Below are 18690 nucleotides of genomic sequence, written 5' to 3' on the forward strand. Positions count from 1 at the left end.
GCGGCGCGAATGGTCATCACCGAGACAATCGGCCGCATCGGCACCAACCTGGTCTCCATGGCGCGCACGCGCCTGGAACTGGCAGCCGTCGAGGCGCGCGAGGAAACGCAGGCGATCCTGGGCTACGCCGCCTGGACGCTGCTGGCGGCCTTCCTCGGCGCCTTCGCCTTCATGCTGGCCGCCCTGTTCGTCATCGTGTTGTTCTGGGACGAGCACCGCTTGACCGCCATCGGCGCCATGGCCGGCGTGTTGCTGCTTGCCGCCGCGGCCATCCTGGCGAAGGTACGCGCCGGCTTCGCCGCCCGCGCCCCGATGCTGGCCGCCACGCGCGCCGAACTGGGCAAGGACATCGCCTTCATCAAGGGCACGGGAGCGCAGCATGAACAGTGAAAAGACACCGCTGGCGGTGCGGCGCGCCCACCTGGTCGCTGAATGCGCGCGCCAGCGCGGCGACATGGCCGATCAGCTGAATCTGCTGAAGGCGCCGGTCGAACGCGTCAACGGCGCGGCGGATTTTTTACGTGAACACCGCAAGTCGGTGCTGGCCGGCGCCGGCGTCGCGCTGGGCGTGCTGATCGCGCGTCCTAAGCCGGTGCTGGCCGTGCTCGCGGCGGGGGCTTCGCTCTGGCAGCTCGGGCAGCGCGCGCTGCCGCTGGTACAGCGGATGATGCCGGCGGTGCAGCGTGTGCTGCCAATCGTGCGGGCGCGCTTGCAGGGGCATCTGGAGTAGCGGACTGCGGATGGGTGGCGGGCGATTGTTTTCCGTCGCCGGCCTGGATTGACGTTCGTACCGCGTGGGCACGGGGCGCCCACCCTACGGTAGGGTGGGCGCCCCGTGCCCACGCGCTTACTGCGCATCGCTCGGACACGCACACCCTAATCGGCCCCTAACTCATCCCCCAACGCGCGCCCGCGCGCTGCGGCCGCTTTCATGGCTTCTCCGATCGCCGCCTTCACACCAGCCGTTTCCATGCTGCTGATCGCCGCATGCGTCGTCCCACCCTTCGAAGTCACGCGCTGGCGTAATACGGCAAGCGAATCGCCCGACTGCGCCGCCAGCTCCGTCGCCCCGGCAAAGGTGGCTAGCGCCAGCTGCTTGCCCTGCTCTTCACTGAGCCCCATCTCCACCGCCGCGGCCTGCATCGCTTCGAGAAAATAGAACACGTAAGCGGGCCCGCTGCCCGACACCGCCGTCACCGGATCGATCAGCGCCTCATCAATCAGCCACACGGTCTGCCCAACCGCGCGCAGCACATTGTCGGCCGCGGCGCGCTGGCTCTCGCTCACGCCCTCCAATGCCACCATCCCGGTGATGCCCATGCCGATCAGGGCCGGCGTGTTCGGCATGGTGCGCACAATGGCGCCGTAGCCGCCCAGCCAGCGCGAAAGATCCGCGCCGCGGATGCCGGCCGCGATCGACAGCACCAGCGGGCCGGCGGCCAGGTGCGGCGCCAGCGCGGTCGCCAAGGTGGTTGCCACCTCGCGCATCTGCTGCGGCTTCACCGCCAGCACGATCACGTCGACCTCGGCCACGGCCGCATCGATGACGGTGGACGTGCTGGCGCCGTACTGCGTCACCATGCGCTCCAGCGCATCCGGGTTCGGATCGACCACGTGTACCTGCACGCTGGCGCCGCCATCCTTGACCAGGCCTGCGATGAGGGCGGTGGCCATATTGCCGCCGCCGATGAATGCGATCTTCATGTTGTCCTTATCGTCGTCTAGTCGTAGTTGCGGGCGCCGAAAATGGCGCTGCCGACGCGCACGATGGTCGCGCCTTCGAGGATCGCGGCCGCCATGTCGCCCGACATGCCCATCGACAGGGTATCGATCGGCAGGCCGGCCGCGCGCAGGCTGTCGGCCAGCGTGCGCAGCTTCGCAAACGCCGCGCGCTGCAGCGCCGGATCGGTTTGCGCTTCGGGAATCGCCATCAGGCCGCGCAGGGCCAGGTTCGGCAGCGCCGCCACCTGGCGCGCCAGCTCGGGCAGTTCGCTTGGGGTGGCGCCGCTCTTGGTGGCTTCGCCGCTGATGTTCACCTGCAGGCAGATGTTCAGGGGGCCCATTTCCGGCGGGCGCTGTTCGGACAGGCGCTGGGCGATCTTCAGGCGTTCGACCGTGTGCACCCAGGCGAAGTTAGCGGCGATGGGGCGTGTCTTGTTGCTCTGGATCGGGCCGATGAAATGCCATTCGACTGCAGTATCCGGTTGCGCGCGCGCCACGGCGGCGATCTTTTCGACGCCTTCCTGCAGGTAGTTTTCACCGAAGGCGCGCTGCCCGGCGGCCATCGCTTCGAGCACGTCTTCCATCGGGAAGGTCTTCGACACGGCCAGCAAACGCACGCTCGAAACAGGCCGGTTCGCGGCCTGCGCGGCGGCGGCGATTGTCGCTTCGACAGCTTGCAAGTTGGCGGCGATTGTGGACATAATCGTTTTCTATGGGAAATATTCGAGTGATGCGCAATGCATGCCGGCGCTTCTCTTTCACGGCTTAAGGATTATAGATGGACATCTCGGAATTACTCGCCTTCTCGGTAAAGAACAAAGCCTCCGACCTGCACCTCTCGGCCGGCCTGCCGCCGATGATCCGCGTGCATGGCGACGTGCGCCGGATTAACCTGCCGCCGCTCGAGCACAAGGACGTGCACGCCATGATCTATGACATCATGAACGACGGCCAGCGCAAGCAGTACGAAGAGATGCTCGAATGCGACTTCTCGTTCGCGATTCCCGGTCTCGCCCGTTTCCGCGTCAACGCCTTCAACCAGGAGCGCGGCGCCGCGGCCGTGCTGCGCACGATTCCCTCGAAGATCCTGTCGCTGGAAGAACTGAACGCCCCGAAGATCTTCGGCGAACTGGCCCTGAAACCGCGCGGCCTGGTGCTGGTGACCGGCCCGACCGGCTCCGGCAAGTCGACCACGCTGGCGGCGATGATCAATCACCTCAACGAGAGCGAGTACGGCCACATCCTGACGATCGAAGACCCGATCGAATTCGTGCACGACTCGAAGAAATGCCTGATCAACCAGCGCGAAGTCGGCCCGCATACGCTCTCCTTCAGTAATTCGCTGCGTTCGGCGCTGCGCGAAGACCCGGACGCGATCCTGGTCGGCGAACTGCGCGACCTCGAGACCATCCGTCTCGCCCTCTCCGCCGCCGAAACCGGTCACCTCGTGTTCGGCACCCTGCATACCTCGTCGGCGGCGAAGACCATCGACCGTATCGTCGACGTGTTCCCGGCCGAAGAAAAGGAGATGGTGCGCGCGATGCTGTCCGAGTCGCTGCAGGCCGTCATCTCGCAGACGCTCTTGAAGACAAAGGATGGTTCGGGCCGCGTGGCCGCGCACGAGATCATGCTCGGCACCCCGGCAATCCGCAACCTGATCCGCGAAGCGAAGATCGCGCAGATGTATTCGGCGATCCAGACCGGCAGCAATGTCGGCATGCAGACGCTGGATCAGAACCTGACGGATCTCGTCCGCCGCAACGTCATTTCGAGTGCGGCCGCTCGTTCGGCGGCGAAAATTCCCGAAAACTTCCCGGGTTAAGGACAGGACATGGAACGCGACCAGGCCTCCAAATTCATGTTCGACCTGCTGCGCCTGATGGTCAGCAAGGGCGGCTCGGATCTCTTCATTACGGCCGGCTTCCCGCCGGCGATCAAGATCGACGGCCGCATGACGCCGGTGTCGAGCCAGCCGCTCACCGCCGCGCACACGGCCGACCTGGCGCGTTCGATCATGAACGACAAGCAGACCGCCGGCTTCGAGACCACGCGCGAAGCGAACTTCGCGATCAGCCCGGGCGACCTGGGACGCTTCCGCGTCTCGGCTTTTGTCCAGATGAGCAGCGTCGGCATGGTGCTGCGCACGATCACGACGCAGATCCCGAAGTTCGAAGACCTGGCGCTGCCGAACGTGCTGAAGGACGTGGTCATGTCCAAGCGTGGCCTGGTGATCATGGTCGGCGCCACCGGCTCCGGTAAGTCGACCACGCTGGCGGCCATGGTCGGCTACCGCAACGAGAACAGCTACGGGCACATCATCACGATCGAGGATCCCGTCGAATTCGTCCACCCGCACCGCAACTGCGTGATCACGCAGCGCGAAGTGGGGGTCGATACCGACAGCTTCGAGGCGGCCCTCAAGAACTCGCTGCGCCAGGCGCCGGACGTGATCCAGATCGGCGAGATCCGCGACCGCGAAACGATGGAACACGCGATCGCCTTCGCCGAGACCGGCCACCTGTGCCTGGCCACGCTGCACGCGAACAGCGCCAACCAGGCGCTCGACCGCATCATCAACTTCTTCCCCGAGGAGCGCCGCCAGCAGCTGCTGATGGATCTGTCGCTGAACCTGCGCGGCCTGATTTCGCAGCGCCTGATCCCGAAAAAGGAAGACAAGGGCCGCGTGGTGGCGATGGAGATCATGCTCAACTCGCCGCTCATTTCCGACCTGATCTTCAAGGGCGAAGTCCACGAGATCAAGGAGATCATGAAGAAGTCGCGCGAACTCGGCATGCAGACCTTCGACCAGGCCCTGTTCGACCTGTACGAGCGCAATGCGATCAGCTACGAGGACGCGCTGCGCAATGCCGACTCGGTCAACGACCTGCGCCTGAACATCAAACTCAACAGCAAGAACGCGAAGGACCGCGATTTCTCGAGCGGCACCGAGCACCTTGGGCTGATCTGAGCCGCGCTTATGCCCGTGGCGCCATCCCGGCCGCGGGCAGGTGGCGGTTGATCCAGGCCGTCGTATCGGCCATCACCTCGTCCTTGCCGTAGTCGTTGAACAGGTCGTGGTAATGCCCTTCGTAGAGTTTCAGGGTCTTGTCGCGCGAGCCGACGGTGTCGTAGAAGAACTGGCTGCCGGCCGGTACTGTCGCGGTCGACCGTGCCGTGCATGACGAAGACCGGCAGCGTAATGAGCTGGAATTCCTTCTCCAGGCGCTCGTCGGCGCAGATCAAGGGCATACACGGCGCAGCCTTTAGCCGTCAGCTGGCCCGCCGTCCAGCCATACTGGCCGCTGTGCGAATTGACGCCGTGACAGATGACGCGCAGCCGTCCGGACGGACGGCCATCACCGATCCAGCTTATGTCGTTTTTGCGGCAGCTTGCCCGCGTCAAGGATCACGTTTGATGTGGCACAAGGATTTGTTCATTGAGATGCCCGTTGCTCTTTTGGTATCATCGGCCCCATGAACGTATTCGACTTCTCCGCCACCGCCCTCGACGGCGCTCCCATCGACCTGTCGCGCTACCGCGGCAAGGTACTCCTGATCGTCAACACGGCCAGCGCCTGCGGCTTCACGCCGCAATACAAGGGGCTGGAAGCGGTGTACGGCCAGTTCCGCGAGCGCGGCGTGGAAGTGCTCGGCTTCCCCTGCAACCAGTTCGGCCAGCAGGAGTCCGGCAGCGAGGCCGAGATCGGCGCCTTTTGCGAAAAGAACTACGGCGTCAGCTTTCCGCTCTTCGCCAAGATCGAGGTCAACGGAGAGAGCGCCCATCCGCTGTTCCAGCATTTGAAACGCGAGGCGCCCGGCCTGCTCGGCACCCAGCGCATCAAGTGGAACTTCACCAAATTCCTGGTCGGGCGCGACGGGCAGGTCGTAAAACGCTACGCGCCGCAGACCAAGCCCGAAGCCATCGCGAGCGACATCGAAGCCCTGCTCGCCCAATGAAAAAAGCCCGCGCGGTGCACGGGCTTCCGAAACAGTTACTTGCGTGATTATTTGGTGGTCGCGGTCGTCGAGACGTGCGCGCCGTGGTTGTCGGTAGAGGCCTTGACGTCCGACTTGACGGCGCCCGTGGCATCCTTGCCGTCGGCTTTGGCATCGGTTTTCGCTGCGGCCTTGACGTCCTTGGCGGCGGCTTTCGCTGCCTTGGTGTCGGCCTTGGTGGCTTCGCGGACGACCTTGCCGTCAGCGGTTGCGCCGGCTTTCAGATCCTTGTTATCCACCAGGACGCCGGTTTTTGCATCCGCCTGCGCGGCAGGGGTCGCCGGGGTGGCAGGGGTGGCAGGGGTGGCTGGCGTCGCCGAAGTTTGTGCGAAGGCAGCGGTAGCGAACAGGCCGGCGATCAGGGTGGCGGTGATTTTCTTCATGGTGCAGCTCCTCGGTTTGGTGTCTCAGTGGTTGTCTTTAGTGCACATTCTGCATGTCACTGAACCATCAACGGCGCGCGAAACCATCCTGTTGACGAACTTAACAATCGCTTACATTCCTGGCATTTGCTTACAAGTAAGGAAATGAATATTTCATAAGGCGGCAGCGGCAGTTACCATGGCGGGTAACACAACAGCCCTGCCCGTCCATGCGCCTTCTATCCAGGTTGTCCACCGCCCTTCTCATCCTCGCCGCGTTGGTGCAGCCGGCCTTCGCGGCACGCGTGCTCGACGAGGGCAGCATCGACATCGACGGCGAACGCCGCCGCTATTTCCACCTGCACGACGGCGCCGCCGCGAACGACGGCCCCCTCATCGTTTTGATCGACGGCTCCGGCTGCGGCAAGTTCAGCACGCGCCTGCCAAGCTTTTTCGAGGCCTATGGCGGCAAGCTCGATCTGTATTTCCTGGAAAAACCCCATGTCGCGCCGGATGCCCCGGCCCAGCCGCAGCGCTGCTCCGCCGCGTTCGAAGGTGCCGACCGCCTCGACAAGCGGGTGGCCGACATCGTCCAGTTTCTCGAGCGGGAGCCGCGCCTGAAAGCCGCCGGCGCGCGTTCGATCGCCCTGCTCGGCTTTTCGGACGGCGGCGCCGTTGCGCCCCAGGTGGCCGCTGCGAGCCGCAAGATCGGATGGCTGGCGGTGATCGGCGCTGGCGGCATGCGGCAGCGCGACGAGTTCCTGCTGTTCGCCGCGCGCGGCGTGCAGCCGTATGCCCAGCTCGTCAACGAGGAGATATTGGCGGACATCGCCAGGCATCCCACGGCGCTCGACAAGCATTTTTTCGGCCACAGCCATGCGTTCTGGGGTGCGCGCCTGTCCTACGACCCGCTGGCCTCGTACGCAAAACTGAACATCCCGATCGTGGTGGCGATGGGAGAAAAGGACGACAGTGTGCCGATCGAATCGGGGCGCCTGCTGCGGGATTACTTCGCCGCGCGTCCGCAGGCCGACTTCCGCTTCTTCGAATTCGCAGGAGCCAATCACGGCCTGGGAACGCCGGGTGGGTCGGAGCTGAAGCCCTTCCTCGCGCGTTTAGTCCGCTGGTTCAAGGGCGAGCCGGAGGCCTTCGCGGGACTGGCGCCCGCCGCCTCCGTCACACACTAGGCCACATTCAGGCCCATCGCGCGCACGATTTCGGCCGCCTGGCGCGGCGAGATCGTCGCGCCTGCGAACAGCTTCGCATTGATCAGCTTCAGTCCGCCAAGATCGGCCTCGCGCAGGTCGGCGCCGTCGAAGCGCGTGTCCTTCATATGGGCGTCGCGCAGGCTGCCGCCTTCGAACACGGCCTCGCGAAAATCGCAGCCTGACAAATCGGCGTCGGCGAAATCGAGCCCGGCGAGCGTCATCTTGCGGAACGACATGCGGCGCAAGTCGGCGCCGATCAGCAGGCAGTCCTCGAAAGCCAGGCCGAGATAGCTCACCTCCTCGAAGGCGGCGCCGGTGAGCTTGCAGCTGCGGAAGCTGCACGAGGCCAGCTTGGCGCGCCGCCAGCCTGTGTTGTTCAGATCCGAGGCATCGAATCGGGCGTCGACCAGGTCGGCGGATTCGAAATCGGCGTGACCGGCGCGGCAGCGCTGCCAGCGCGTGCGCGAGAGATTGGCCGCATAGAACACGGTGCCCGGCAGCGCGCAGTTGCGAAAGCCGGTTTCCTGCAGGTCGAGGCGGGACAGGTCGGCCCCGGAAAAATCGCAGTCCTCGAAGACGAGCATGGCGCCGCCCTGCAACAGCGCTTCCATGCGGGCGCGGTCGATGCGCTCGCCGCTAATGGTGAAGGTGGGACGCGCCATGCTCAGCGCGTCTCGACCTGGGCCGTGGCGTGCACCACGCAGGCGCGGTTGACGTTCTCCAGGAAGCGGATCGCTTCGCCCTGCGACAGCGAAGACGGGATCAGGCGCGCCAGCGCGCTGTCCTCGCTCACGCGGTCGAGCCCATAGGCGGTAAGGCGCGAGACCTCGCGCCCGGTCTTGCCGTCGCTGTTGTACAGCGCATCATAGACCCCTACCTCTTCCCACAACGGCACGAAGCCGGGGCTGGTCGAATCCTCGAACACGACGACGGGCTCCGGCCCGCCCTCCTCGCGCACGAGGCGGAATACGAAACTCATGGTTGTCTCTTGCAGGTTTTCGAAAGCAGAGGATGCTATCACGGCCTTACCGGCCCTGCAGAGGGCTCCTGCGGACGAAAAAAAAAGACCAGGCCGAAGCCTGGTCTTTCGTTACAGCCTTAGTGCTTCAAGCGTTCAGCTTAGAACGTGTAGCTTGCGGCCACGCCGAAACGGCGGAACTGCGAGCTGAAGCCCGAACGCCAGTCGATCGGCGCTTCCTGCTGGAAGACGTTGTCGACGTACAGGCTCAGCTTGATCTTGTCGAAGCCCGAGTACGACAGGTTGTAGTCCACCGTGGTGTTGCTGCCGGTGTGTTCGCAGGTCGCCATGAATTCCGGCTTCACAGCCGAAGTCGTGCAGTAGTTCGGCGACGACAGGCTCAGGTTGCTGTAGCCGCTGCTCCAGTTCACGGTCACGCCGTGGTCGAAGTCGCCCTGCTTGACGTAGGTGCGCAGCTTGGCTTGCATGCGTGGGCCAAAGTCGTAGGTACCGACGATGTTGTCCAGGTAAGCCTGGTTGGCGACGCTGTAGTCCTGGTATTTCAGGACATAGCTGCCGTCCAGCTTGACGCGCACGTCGTAGCTGCCGACCTTGAAGCGGCCGTTCGCATCGAAGTCCAGACCCGACACGCGGGTGCGGCCGCTGTTGACGTACGGGTTGTACACCAGGCCCAGCTGGCCGACGCCACCGTAGTTGACGGTGTTGTTCGGCGCGTACTTGCGCACCAGTGCCAGGAACTCGTTGTCGTTGGCGGTGCTGTCGACACGGATCAGCTGACCGGCCGGCAGCGAGGCTTCGCCGCGCAGGATGTCGGTGACCGCACGGGTACCGATTTCATTGCGACGCTCGATGAAGTAGTAGTCCAGGGCCATCGACCAGTTCTTGGTCGGCTGGAACACGATACCGCCCGTGAAGGTACGCGAGGTTTCCGGTTCCAGATCCTTGTTGGCCGACACGAAGCTTGGCAGGTTGGCCAGGCAGTCCGAGTTACGGAAGGAGTTGGCCAGGGCCTTGTCCGAGGTCGTCGCGCCAGGAGCGTTCTGCACCAGGGCGTTGAGCGCGTTGGCGGTCGGGCAGCGGCGCACGTCGTTGACGCTGGTTGCAACCGAGCTACGGCCCAGGCCGTTACCCGTTTCGACGATGTTCGGTGCGCGGAAACCGCCGGCTGCCGTAGCGCGCAGCAGCAGGTTGTCCATGGCGCGCCACTTCACGCCCAGTTTCGGCGAGATGTGGGCATCGAAACCGGAAGTCTGGTCGGCGCGCACGGCGGCTTCCACGTCGATGCTCTTCGTGACAGGCAAGTAGGCTTCGGTGAACAGCGCGTACTGGTTGACCTTGTCGTCGACCTGCAGGCCGAACACGCCCACCAGTTCGCCGCGCAGGACGTTTTCCGAGCTCGACATCCAGTAGCTGTTGCTGCGGATGTCGGTGCCGACTGCGAAGCGCAGCGGGCCGGCCGGCAGTTGCATCACGGTGCCGCTCAGGGTGGCGTCGAAGAACTTGACGTCCGATTCGCCTTCGGTGGTACGCACCGGGAACATCGACTCGAGCAGGGCCGCGTCGTTCTGCTGGCCGAACTTGTAGGTGGCGTTGCGGATCGCGTTGGTGTAGTTGGTCGCGTGGACGGCGCGGGTGGCCTTCACTGCCGACGAACGCAGCACGCCGACGGCCGAGCGCCAGTCGTAGGCGCCGAGGCTGCCTTCCAGCGACAGCATGACGCGCTGCTGGTCGGATTCGGTGGTGTTGAAGTTGAAGCCGTTGCCGGTGTCCATCATACGGGCACGCAGTTCGACCGGCACGGTGTATGGATTGTTCGGGTGGCCGACCGGCAGGCGTGGGTAGGTGAACGGACCGACCAGCTTGCCTTCGCGGGCGTTGTACCAGATGCTGGCCGCGGTGGTCGAGCTGCCGTTACTGACGTTGAACGGAGCGACGATGTAATCGCTTTCCGCGGCAGCGTGGGTGATCTCGAACTTGGCGTTGACCGACTGGCCGATCTTGAAGTTGGTGACGCTGGCAACCGCGTAACGCTGGTTGTCGGTGGTCACGCCGCTGTACGGCAGGACATCCCATTTGCACAGGTTGTCGGTCGGATCGATGTCGGCGGCCGGGCAGCCAGGTGCGCGCACCAGCTGGTTGTTGATGAAGTAGTTACCGGTCGGCGAGAAGGTGCTCTTCGCATCCCAGGTCGAACGGCCTGGCGACTGGCGGTGCCATGCCGGGTAGTGACGGGCCAGGTCGCCGGTCGTGTAACCGTCGCGCTTGTAGGCTTCGGCGGTCAGGTAGGTGTTGTAGCCGTTCTCTTCGATGTCGCCAAAGCCGACGATCGCCGACACGTTACGGGTACGGTCTTCCGAGAAATTCTGCTTTTCCGAGTAGTGGGTACGCACGCGCGCGCCCTGGAAGTTGCTGCGCAGGATGATGTTGACCACGCCGGCGATGGCGTCGGAGCCATAAATTGCCGATGCGCCGTCTTTCAGGATTTCGATACGCTCGACCGCATCGCTGGCGATGGCGTCGACGTTGGTGAAGTTTTCCTGCGCGCCGTCGGCCAGGCCGTAGGACGCGATGCGGCGGCCGTTGACCAGCACCAGGGTGCCGACCTTGCCCAGACCGCGCATGGTGATGCCCGACGCGCCGGTAGCGAAGCTGCCCGAGCTGGCGGTTGCCACGTTCAGGTTGGTGTCGATCGAAGCCGTGCTCAGGAGAACGCCGAGAACCGTCGTTTGGCCGGTACGTTCGATGTCGTCGCGGGTCAGCACCTGCAGCGCGCCGGCGTTTTCAGCCTCGGTACGCTTGATGCTGGAACCGGTCACTTCCACGCGTTGCATCTTGACAGCTGGCTCGGTCGGCTGCTGTTGTGCCAGGGCGAAGGCCGGGTAGGCCAGGGTTACTGCCAGTGCAATGGCGCTTTTATTCAAAGTACTCTTGTGCTTCACAACGACTCCCGAATGGTATGTTTATTTTGACAACTCGCGTCGTCTTGATGAGGATCGATCGACGACCCATACAGACAACGTGCATAAATACTGTTACACAACATTGATGCCTAGCAAAGTTCAGAACAGAAAAAAATTACCAACTCGTTAAATAGTGTGACTTCCGTCGTAAATTAGATACATTTTGTTACCACTAGACAACACGGCTGAACAATATTCATCGAACCTCTGTTTCTAAAACTCAATTATTGCTCACGACATGCATATACGCCGGCCTGGCAGCTGCGGATGAACGCACTGCCTTTGCCGTAAAAAGAGAATGCGCCCTCATGGGCGCCCAGGGTATGAAAGCGCCGCCGTGGGCGGCCTGCTCAGGGGGCTGCCAATGCCCGATCCAGCAGTTCGATCCAGTGGGTGACCGGGGTGGCGGTGCCCGACTGCAGGTGGGTCATGCAGCCGATGTTGGCCGAGACGATCTCGCGGGCGCCGGTCGCTTCCAGCGTGGCCAGTTTGCGGTCGCGCAGTTCGTGGGCGATCTGCGGATGCAGCACGGAATAGGTGCCGGCCGAACCGCAGCACAGGTGGCTGTCGGCGCACAGCACGACATCGACGCCGGCCGCGCGCAGTACCCCCTCGACCTTGCCACGGATCTGCTGGCCGTGCTGCAGCGTGCAAGGGGGATGGAAGGCAACGCGCTCAGTGATCTTGCCGCGCAGGCGGGCGGCCAACTGCTCCTCGAAAGCCGGCAGGATCTCCGACAGGTCGCGCGTGAGCATCGCAATGCGCCCCGCTTTCGCGGCGTATTCCGGGTCGTGGGCCAGCAGGTGGCCGTACTCCTTGACCGTGACGCCGCAGCCGGACGCCGTCATCACGATCGCCTCGACTTCCTCGCGCTCGACATAGGGCCACCAGGCGTCGATGTTGCGGCGCATGTCGTCCAGGCCCGCGGCCTGGTCGTTCAGGTGGTAGCGTACGGCGCCGCAGCAGCCGGCTTTCGGCGCCACAACCAACTGCACGCCCAGGGCGTCGAGCACGCGCGCGGTCGCCGCGTTGATGTTGGGCGCCATCGCCGGCTGCACGCAGCCGTCCAGCACCAGCATCTTGCGCGCGTGCGTGCGCGTCGGCCAGTGGCCGGCTGCGCGCGGACGCTGCACCTTGTCCTGCATTTCTTTCGACAGCAGCGGGCGCAGGGCCGTGCCGAGGCCATACGCCGGCTTGAACAGGTGCGTCCTCGGCAGGAATTCCTTGAGCAGCGTGCGCTTGACGCGATCGGCGGCGGGACGCGGCACGCGCTCCTCGACCACGCGGCGGCCGATATCGACCAAGCGTCCGTATTTCACGCCCGAAGGACAAGTCGATTCGCAGTTGCGGCAGGTGAGGCAGCGATCCAGGTGCAGCTGGGTCTTGCGGGTCGGCTCGGCGCCTTCCAGCACCTGCTTGATCAGGTAGATGCGCCCGCGTGGGCCATCGAGTTCGTCGCCCAAGAGCTGATAGGTCGGGCAGGTGGCGGTGCAGAAGCCGCAGTGGACGCAGGCGCGCAGGATCGCTTCGGCCTCCTCGCCCTCGGCGGTGCCCTTGATGAAATCGGCCAGGTTGGTTTGCATGCTAGAACAGTCGTCCGGGGTTGAAAATCTGCGCAGGGTCGAAGGCCGACTTGAGGCGCTCGTGGATGCGCGCGACGCCTGGTGCCAGCGGCTGGAACACGCCGACACCCTTGTCGCCGCCGCGGAACAGGGTCGCATGGCCGCCGACCGCGCGCACGGCGCTGCGGATCGTGGCGGCGTCGCTCGCGGCCGCGCGCAGCCAGCGCTGCGCCCCGCCCCACTCGATCAGCTGCTCGCCGTGCAGGACGATGGCGCCCGTGGTCGGCGGCACCGACAGGCGCCAGAGCGGCATGTCGCCCGCGAAAAAGGCATGGCGCTGCTCGCGCAGCTCCGTCCAGAAGCTCGATGCGTCAGGCAGTTCCTGCCCGCCCAGCGTCCTCACCGCCGCGTCCACCGCCGCGCGCGCACCGGACAGGCGCAGCGCCAGCCTGCCCGCATGCCAGCAGCTGCCCGAGACCGGCAGCGGCTGGCCGCCCCAGACGTTGAGCATGCGGATCGCCTCGATCTCGCCCGTCTCGAACACGAGCGTCGTCTCCGCCACCGTGCGCGGCAGCACCTTGACCGATAGTTGCAGCATCAGGCCGAGCGTGCCCATCGAGCCCGCCAGCAGGCGCGAGACGTCGTAGCCGGCCACGTTCTTCATGACCTGGCCGCCGAAGTTCAGGACATCGCCCTTTCCGTCCATCAGCTGGGCGCCCAGCACGAAATCGCGCACGGCGCCGCTGTTGGCGCGGCGCGGGCCGGACAGGCCGCTCGCGACCGCGCCCCCGAAGGTTGCGCCCTCGCCGAAATGCGGCGGCTCGAAGGCCAGCATCTGGTTCTGCGCGGCCAGCACGGCCTCGATCTCGGCCAGCGGCGTGCCGCAGCGCGCCGTGATCACGAGTTCCGTCGGCTCGTAGTCGACGACGCCGCTGTGGCCGCGCGTGTCGAGGATGTCTCCTAGCAGCGCGCCGCCGTACCAGTCCTTGCTGCCGCCGCCGCGGATGCGCAGCGGCTGTTGGCGAGCTGCGGCCGCGCGGATCTGCTCCCTGAAGTGTTCGATCATCGTTATCTTTAAAAGCGCGGGAGTTCGGGGAACGGCACCTGGCCGTGATGCACGTGCAGCTTGCCGAATTCGGCGCAGCGGTGCGGCGTCGGGATCGCCTTGTCCGGATTGAGCAGCATTGGCGCGTCAAACGCCCGTTTGACGGCGAAGAAGGCGTCGAGTTCGGCACGCGCGAACTGCACGCACATCGAATTGATCTTCTCCATGCCGACGCCGTGCTCGCCCGTGATCGTGCCGCCCACTTCCACGCACAGCGCCAGGATGGCAGCGCCAAAGGCTTCGGCACGCTCGAATTCGCCCGGCGTGTTCGCATCGAACAGGATCAGCGGGTGCATGTTGCCGTCGCCGGCGTGGAACACGTTGGCGCAGCGCAGTCCGTAGGTGCTTTCCATCGCCTCGATGCTGCTCAGCACGTGAGCCAGCTGCTTGCGCGGGATGGTGCCGTCCATGCAGTAGTAATCGGGCGAAATGCGCCCCGCCGCCGGGAAGGCATTCTTGCGGCCCGACCAGAACTTCATCCGCTCCGCCTCGTTCTGCGAGACCGCGATCGCGCTGGCGCCGGCCCCTTGCAGCACCTGCGTCATGCGCTCGATTTCTTCGGCTACCTCCAGCGGCGTGCCATCGGCCTCGCACAGCAGGATCGCGGCAGCGTCGGTGTCGTAGCCGGCGTGCACGAAAGGTTCGACCATGCGCGCCGAAGTGCGATCCATCATCTCCAGGCCGGCCGGGATGATGCCGGCCGCGATCACGCTGGCCACCGCATTGCCCCCAAGGACGACGTCGTCGAAACTGGCCATGATCACCTGGGCCACGGCCGGCTTCGGCACCAGCTTGACGGTCACCTCCGTGACGATGCCGAGCATGCCTTCCGAGCCGATGAAGACGGCCAGCAGATCCAGGCCCGGCGCGTCCAGCGCCTCGCCGCCCAGCTCGATGATCTCGCCCTCGATGGTGGCCACGCGCACGCGCAGCACGTTGTGCACGGTGAGGCCGTATTTGAGGCAGTGCACGCCGCCCGAGTTCTCGGCCACGTTGCCGCCGATGGTGCAGGCGATCTGCGAGGACGGATCGGGCGCGTAATACAGGCCGTACCGGGCCGCCGCCTCCGAAATGGCGAGGTTGCGCACGCCCGGCTGAACGACGGCCGTGCGCGCGTAGTCGTCGACGCGGACGATGCGGTTCAACCTGGCAGTCGACAGCACCACGCCGTCATGGATCGGCAGCGCCCCGCCCGACAGGCCGGTGCCGGCGCCGCGCGGCACGATCGGCACCTGCAATTCGCGGCAGACGTTCAGGATCGCCAGCACCTGCTCCTCGTTCACGGGCAGGGTGACGATCATCGGCAGCTGGCGGTAGGCGGCCAGGCCGTCGCATTCGTAGGGCCGGGTGTCTTCCGGATCGGACAGGACGGCGCCATCGGGAAGCTTCGCGCGCAAGGCGGCGGCGACCTGCTGGCGGCGCTCTGGAGAGACGTGGAGAGGGGCGGACATGGCGTCGATTGTAGCCACAATCACATCGATTTGTCGTATCCTCGGGCTATCTTTTTTTATGGGCTGGGCATCATCATGGGTAATCGACTTTCCAAAATCGCCACGCGTACCGGGGACGACGGCAGCACGGGCCTCGGCGACGGCAGCCGCACCGGCAAGGACAGCGCCCGCATTCACGCCCTGGGCGAAGTCGACGAACTCAATTCCTTCGTCGGCCTGCTGCTGTGCGAAGACATGCCGCCAGACCTGCGCGAGGAACTGGTCTCGATCCAGCACGATCTGTTCGACCTGGGCGGCGAGCTGTGCATCCCCGGCTACCAGATGATCAAGGACGAACACGTCGCGCGCCTGGACGGCCTGCTCGAAAAATACAATGCCGACCTGCCGATCCTGAAGGAGTTCATCCTGCCGGCCGGCTCGCGCGCGGCTTCCACGGCCCACGTCTGCCGCACCGTCTGCCGCCGCGCCGAGCGCGCCATCGTCGCCCTCTCGAAAGAGGACACGATCAATCCGCAGCCGCGTCAATACGTGAACCGCCTGTCGGACCTGATGTTCGTGCTGGCGCGCGTGCTGAACCGCTTCGCGGGCGGCAGCGACGTGCTCTGGAACCACGAACGCCAGCGCGGCTAAGGACACCATGACAGGCAGTACGCTGTTCGACGTCCGTTTCTACACGGCCGGCGGCAAGTGGCCGGGCAACCCGTTCCGCCTGCGCGGCCCGGGCACGCTCGAGGTGCAGGCCGATTTCGTCATCGTGCGCGGCAGCAGCCAGCGCTCCTTCCGCATGCCGCGCCGCGAGGAGCATACGCTGCGCCGCGTCGACATCGTCAATGCCTATGCCAGCGGCCAGGACGTCCGCTTCGACGTCATCGGCGTCAAGGAAACGGTGACGGTGGGTTTCTCGGCGCTTGACCGCGAGACGGCGGCGCGCATCGTCGCCCTGCTGCCGACGCGCCAGACCGAAGCCTTTACGCGCGAGCACGAAGAGAACGAGGTCTTCCACGACCGGATCGACTACTGGAGCCCGTCGACGCCGGTGATCTGGGGCCTGCTGGCGGCGAATATCGGCATCTTCGCGCTGATGTGGCTGGCCATCAAACACTTCCAGTCCCAGCTGGTGGGGCCGCTGCGCCTGCTGTTCGCGCTGCAGCCGCAGGCCGAGGCGATGCTGCACGCGCAGCAGCTGGTCGAATGGGGCTCGAACGTCGGCCGCCTGACGCGCGGCGGACAGTGGTGGCGCCTGGTCAGCTCGATGTTCCTGCACGGGAGCCTGCTGCACCTGGTCTTCAACATGCTGGCGCTGTGGCAGGTCGGGCGGCTTACCGAACGCATCTTCGGCAGCACGCGCTTCGTCGCCTTGTACTTCATCGCCGGCATCTGCGGCAGCGTCGCCAGCGTGCTGTGGAACCCGCACGTCAACAGCGTCGGCGCCTCTGGCGCCATCTTCGGCATCATCGGCGGCCTGCTCGCCTTCCTCGGCCGCGCCAACAGCGGCGTGCCGCCGACCGTGGTGAGCGAACTGCGCGCCTCCCTGATTCCCTTCCTGCTGTTCAGCCTGTGGATGGGCTTCGTGTATCCGCACACCGACAATGCGGCGCATATTGGCGGGCTAGTGGGCGGCTGGCTGGCCGGGCATTTGCTGGCGCGGTCGATTCATTTGCCGGAGCAGCACAAGTAGCACCATGATCGACTTCGTGCAGCGCTGGACTGCAGACTGGGCCCGCCTCGGCCTGCACGCAGACGCCGCCTGGCGCGACCGCCTGCTCGCAAGCTATGCCGAACCCGGGCGCCACTACTATACGCTGCAGCACCTGGCCGAATGCCTGGAACTCTGTGCGCAGGTAGAGCATCTGGCCGCGCATCCCGGCGAAGTCGCCCTCGCCCTGTGGTTTCACGACGCGGTCTATGTCCCGACGGCGCGCGACAACGAGGCGCGCAGTGCGCAATGGGCGCGCGAGGCGCTGCGCGCGGCCGGCGCCGATCCGGCGGTCGTTGCGCGGGTGGAGACGCTGATCATGGCCACCTGCCACCACGGCGCGCCGCCGGACGGCGACGCGCATCTCGTCGTCGACATCGACCTGGCCATCCTCGGGGCCGCGCCGGCGCGCTTTGCGAAGTACGACCAGCAGGTACGCGCCGAGTACGCCGCCGTTCCGCTCGACGTGTACCGGCAAAAGCGCCGTGCGGTGCTGCTCTCCTTCCTGAATCGGCCCGCGCTCTACACGACGCCGGCACTGCATGCCCGTTTCGATCGGCAGGCGCGCCTGAACTTGCGCCACGCCGTGGCGAGCTCCTCGCCCGACGCTCTCTAGAAGCCCAAGGCCGGCCACCAGGCTGCTAGGCCGGCATCCCGCCTTATATACCCTCCTTTCTCGATAGACGATCGAAAATTTCGATTGTTAATCCGTAAATATTCCGTTTTTCATCTGCTTCCGAGCCACGCATAATGGCTCCATCGCATCGACAACAAGGCAAGCCCGACAGCAAAGGGCCGAGCTGAAGCTTCGATACATTCGATGATCCGTGCAGTGAACGCCAACCCAACCTGAACCAACGACAGAGGAGAACACCATGAACAACGCCAAACTCGAAGTCCTGACCCCGCAAAACTCGCAGCTGATCATCATCGACCACCAGCCGCAGATGGCCTTCGGCGTGCAGTCGATCGATCGCCAGACCCTCAAAAACAACGTGGTGGGCCTGGCCAAGGCGGCGAAAGCCTTCGGCATCCCGACCATCATCACCACCGTCGAGACGGATTCCTTCTCCGGTAAAACCTACCCGGAAATCCTGGACGTGTTCCCGGATCACCCGATCCTCGAGCGCACCTCGATGAATTCCTGGGACGACCAGAAAGTGCGCGACGCCCTGGCGAAGAACGGCAAGAAAAAGGTGATCGTCGCCGGTCTGTGGACGGAAGTCTGCAACACCACCTTCGCCCTGTGCGCCATGCTCGAAGGCGAGTACGAGATCTACATGGTGGCCGACGCCTCGGGCGGCACGTCGAAAGATGCGCACGATTTCGCGATGCAGCGCATGGTGCAGGCCGGCGTGGTGCCCGTCACCTGGCAGCAGGTGCTGCTCGAATGGCAGCGCGACTGGAAGAACCGCGAGACCTACGACGCCGTCATGAAGATCGTCACCGAGCACTCCGGCGCCTACGGCATGGGTGTCGACTACGCCTACACGATGGTGCACAAGGCGGCCGCCCGCAACGGGGGGCAGAACGAGGTGCTCGCTCCCGTTTCTGCGCCGATCCGTTAAAGCGTCCCCGCGATCCGCCGCCACGGCGGATCGCCCACCATCACCAACGCCGCCGGGCGAATCGGAACAACCAGGAGAACA

At 65.0% G+C, this 18690-nt stretch carries 20 protein-coding genes and 1 pseudogene; 10 read left to right on the plus strand and 11 right to left on the minus strand.

Features of this window, described 5'->3' with window-relative positions:
• Positions 1-9 precede the first annotated feature (9 nt).
• Positions 10-390 carry a phage holin family protein gene (locus ASF77_RS10220; protein ID WP_056338610.1) on the plus strand — a complete coding sequence of 127 codons (381 nt, stop codon included), beginning with the start codon at positions 10-12 and terminating at the stop codon, positions 388-390.
• Positions 380-730, plus strand: a complete 351-nt coding sequence (locus ASF77_RS10225; RefSeq protein ID WP_056338614.1) for a YqjK family protein — start codon at positions 380-382, stop codon at positions 728-730. The genes ASF77_RS10220 and ASF77_RS10225 overlap by 11 nt, the downstream gene beginning before the upstream one ends.
• Before the next feature lie 146 nt (positions 731-876).
• Here ASF77_RS10225 and proC read toward each other — a convergent pair whose 3' ends face one another.
• Together proC and ASF77_RS10235 are read right to left on the minus strand one after the other, a co-directional pair.
• Positions 877-1704 carry a pyrroline-5-carboxylate reductase gene (gene proC / locus ASF77_RS10230; RefSeq protein ID WP_056338618.1) on the minus strand — a complete coding sequence of 276 codons (828 nt, stop codon included), beginning with the start codon at positions 1702-1704 and terminating at the stop codon, positions 877-879.
• A 17-nt stretch (positions 1705-1721) separates the two neighbouring features.
• On the minus strand, positions 1722-2423 hold the full coding sequence (locus tag ASF77_RS10235) for a YggS family pyridoxal phosphate-dependent enzyme (protein ID WP_056338622.1): 702 nt from the start codon (positions 2421-2423) through the stop codon (positions 1722-1724).
• Between the two features lie 77 nt (positions 2424-2500).
• On the opposite strand from ASF77_RS10235, the gene ASF77_RS10240 reads away from it, so the two are divergent.
• Together ASF77_RS10240 and ASF77_RS10245 are read left to right on the plus strand one after the other, a co-directional pair.
• Positions 2501-3544, plus strand: a complete 1044-nt coding sequence (locus ASF77_RS10240; protein ID WP_056338625.1) for a type IV pilus twitching motility protein PilT — start codon at positions 2501-2503, stop codon at positions 3542-3544.
• Positions 3545-3553: 9 nt separating this feature from the next.
• Positions 3554-4690, plus strand: a complete 1137-nt coding sequence (locus ASF77_RS10245; RefSeq protein WP_056338628.1) for a PilT/PilU family type 4a pilus ATPase — start codon at positions 3554-3556, stop codon at positions 4688-4690.
• 7 nt (positions 4691-4697) lie between these two features.
• Here ASF77_RS10245 and ASF77_RS25230 read toward each other — a convergent pair.
• Positions 4698-4868, minus strand: a pseudogene (locus tag ASF77_RS25230) (serine aminopeptidase domain-containing protein); the annotation flags it as partial.
• Positions 4820-5125, minus strand: coding sequence for a serine aminopeptidase domain-containing protein (locus ASF77_RS25235; protein ID WP_156648830.1), 306 nt, complete (start codon positions 5123-5125; stop codon positions 4820-4822). The gene ASF77_RS25235 and the pseudogene ASF77_RS25230, both read right to left, overlap by 49 nt.
• A 71-nt stretch (positions 5126-5196) precedes the next feature.
• On the opposite strand from ASF77_RS25235, the gene ASF77_RS10250 reads away from it, so the two are divergent.
• Positions 5197-5679, plus strand: a complete 483-nt coding sequence (locus tag ASF77_RS10250) for a glutathione peroxidase (protein ID WP_056338630.1) — start codon at positions 5197-5199, stop codon at positions 5677-5679.
• 47 nt (positions 5680-5726) lie between these two features.
• On the opposite strand, the gene ASF77_RS10255 is transcribed toward ASF77_RS10250, so the two are convergent.
• Entirely contained in the window at positions 5727-6101 is a 375-nt protein-coding gene (locus ASF77_RS10255; protein ID WP_056338633.1) for a hypothetical protein, read from the minus strand.
• Between the two features lie 227 nt (positions 6102-6328).
• Here ASF77_RS10255 and ASF77_RS10260 point away from each other — a divergent pair, with 227 nt between their 5' ends.
• On the plus strand, positions 6329-7267 hold the full coding sequence (locus tag ASF77_RS10260) for an alpha/beta fold hydrolase (protein ID WP_229445365.1): 939 nt from the start codon (positions 6329-6331) through the stop codon (positions 7265-7267).
• On the opposite strand, the gene ASF77_RS10265 is transcribed toward ASF77_RS10260, so the two are convergent.
• The 6 genes from ASF77_RS10265 to ASF77_RS10290 all read right to left on the minus strand — a co-directional run bounded on the left by ASF77_RS10265 (position 7264) and on the right by ASF77_RS10290 (position 15354).
• Positions 7264-7950: a pentapeptide repeat-containing protein gene (locus ASF77_RS10265; RefSeq protein WP_056338637.1), complete on the minus strand. Its 687-nt coding sequence runs from the start codon at positions 7948-7950 to the stop codon at positions 7264-7266. The two genes, ASF77_RS10260 and ASF77_RS10265, sit on opposite strands and share 4 nt — an antisense overlap.
• A 2-nt stretch (positions 7951-7952) precedes the next feature.
• Positions 7953-8267, minus strand: a complete 315-nt coding sequence (locus ASF77_RS10270) for a hypothetical protein (protein WP_056338640.1) — start codon at positions 8265-8267, stop codon at positions 7953-7955.
• Between the two features lie 140 nt (positions 8268-8407).
• Positions 8408-11206, minus strand: a complete 2799-nt coding sequence (locus ASF77_RS10275; RefSeq protein ID WP_229445367.1) for a TonB-dependent siderophore receptor — start codon at positions 11204-11206, stop codon at positions 8408-8410.
• 371 nt (positions 11207-11577) lie between these two features.
• A complete protein-coding gene (glcF, locus tag ASF77_RS10280) occupies positions 11578-12810 on the minus strand; it encodes a glycolate oxidase subunit GlcF (protein WP_056338645.1) in 1233 nt (410 codons plus the stop codon).
• Between the two features lies 1 nt (position 12811).
• A complete protein-coding gene (gene glcE / locus ASF77_RS10285; RefSeq protein WP_056338648.1) occupies positions 12812-13855 on the minus strand; it encodes a glycolate oxidase subunit GlcE in 1044 nt (347 codons plus the stop codon).
• Between the two features lie 8 nt (positions 13856-13863).
• Positions 13864-15354 carry an FAD-linked oxidase C-terminal domain-containing protein gene (locus ASF77_RS10290; RefSeq protein ID WP_082493718.1) on the minus strand — a complete coding sequence of 497 codons (1491 nt, stop codon included), beginning with the start codon at positions 15352-15354 and terminating at the stop codon, positions 13864-13866.
• 66 nt (positions 15355-15420) lie between these two features.
• Here ASF77_RS10290 and ASF77_RS10295 point away from each other — a divergent pair, with 66 nt between their 5' ends.
• From ASF77_RS10295 to ASF77_RS10310, 4 genes are all read left to right on the plus strand, one after another.
• Positions 15421-15975: a cob(I)yrinic acid a,c-diamide adenosyltransferase gene (locus ASF77_RS10295; RefSeq protein ID WP_056338655.1), complete on the plus strand. Its 555-nt coding sequence runs from the start codon at positions 15421-15423 to the stop codon at positions 15973-15975.
• Between the two features lie 7 nt (positions 15976-15982).
• Positions 15983-17023 carry a rhomboid family intramembrane serine protease gene (locus ASF77_RS10300; RefSeq protein WP_056338658.1) on the plus strand — a complete coding sequence of 347 codons (1041 nt, stop codon included), beginning with the start codon at positions 15983-15985 and terminating at the stop codon, positions 17021-17023.
• A gap of 4 nt (positions 17024-17027) precedes the next feature.
• A complete protein-coding gene (locus tag ASF77_RS10305) occupies positions 17028-17657 on the plus strand; it encodes a hypothetical protein (protein ID WP_056338660.1) in 630 nt (209 codons plus the stop codon).
• A 259-nt stretch (positions 17658-17916) separates the two neighbouring features.
• A complete protein-coding gene (locus ASF77_RS10310; protein ID WP_056338663.1) occupies positions 17917-18609 on the plus strand; it encodes a hydrolase in 693 nt (230 codons plus the stop codon).
• The last annotated feature ends 81 nt before the right edge of the window (positions 18610-18690 follow it).

Origin of the sequence: Massilia sp. Leaf139 (assembly GCF_001424165.1) — a bacterium.
GTDB lineage: Bacteria > Pseudomonadota > Gammaproteobacteria > Burkholderiales > Burkholderiaceae_D > Telluria.